Source organism: Saccharopolyspora sp. NPDC045941 (genome assembly GCF_056431445.1).
The window spans coordinates 1-1,133 of the sequence record NZ_JBWKKU010000170.1; the positions used below are offsets into that span (position 1 = coordinate 1).

General features: G+C 61.5%; 1 protein-coding gene. It reads right to left on the bottom strand.

Annotated elements, in window-relative coordinates; all coding sequences use genetic code 11:
* A partial coding sequence (locus AC07FN_RS45915) for an IS630 family transposase (protein ID WP_478401388.1) occupies positions 1 to 1,086 on the bottom strand: 1,086 nt, incomplete at its 3' end.
* Between the last annotated feature and the right edge of the window lie 47 nt (positions 1,087 to 1,133).

A 1,133-nucleotide genomic window follows, 5' to 3' on the forward strand; every position in this document is an offset into this window, starting at 1 on the left:
TTTATTGATTCTGGTGCAGTAGTGGGCGAGGCTGGCGAGGATCTCGTCAGCGGTCTTGGTCCACACGAAGGGTTTCGGGTCCTCGTTCCACGCTGCGATCCAGGCGTTGACGTCGTCTTCGAGGGCTTTGACGCTGCGGTGGGACGAGCGGCGGAGTTTGCGGTTGGTCAACTCGGCGAACCAGCGTTCCACGAGATTGAGCCAACTTCCCGAGGTGGGGGTGAAATGCAGATGGAACCGCGGATGGCCGGCAAGCCACTTCTTGATCGCTGGGGTCTTGTGCGTGGCGTAGTTGTCACACACCAGGTGCAAGTCCAGCTCGGCAGGTGTGTTGGCGTCGATGGTCTTGAGGAAACGCAGGAATTCCTGGTGCCGGTGGCGACGCTGGTGCTGACCGATGACCTTGCCGGTGACGACATCCAACGCCGCGAACAGACTCGTGGTGCCGTAGCGGACGTAGTCGTGCGTCTTACGTTCGGGCGTACCCGGCATCATCGGCAGCATGGGGGCGGTGCGGTCCAGCGCCTGCATCTGCGATTTCTCGTCTACCGCCAGGACCATCGCCTTGTCGGGAGGATCCAAATACAACCCGACCACGTCGCGGACTTTGTCGATGAACATCGGATCGGTCGACAGCTTCCACGTGTCCACCAGGTGCGGTTTGAGCCCAAAAGCCCGCCAGATTCGAGAAATCGCCGTCTGCGACATTCCGGTCGCCGACGCCATCGACCGAGTCGACCAGTGACTGTCGCGGTTGACCGGCTGCTCTTCCAGGGTCTTGATAATCACCCTCTCGACCTGGGCATCGCTAATCTTGCGTGGCGCACCCGGCCGGGGCTCGTCACTCAAGCCATCCAGCCGATGCTCAACGAACCGCTTGCGCCACTTGCCAACAGTGGGCAGCGATACCCGGAGTTGTCGCGAAACCTCGCTGTTGGACAAACCCTCCGCGCAAGCCAGCACGATCCGCGCCCGCGTCGCCAGCGCTTGGGCGGTCTTGCCACGCCGCGCCCATCCCTGCAACGCATCTCGTTCGGCCTGGCTCAGTTCCAGCAAGGCCAGTTTCGGTCCACGACCATCGCCCATACCACACCCTAACAACCTGACAATGAATCAACGACTCACGACACTAG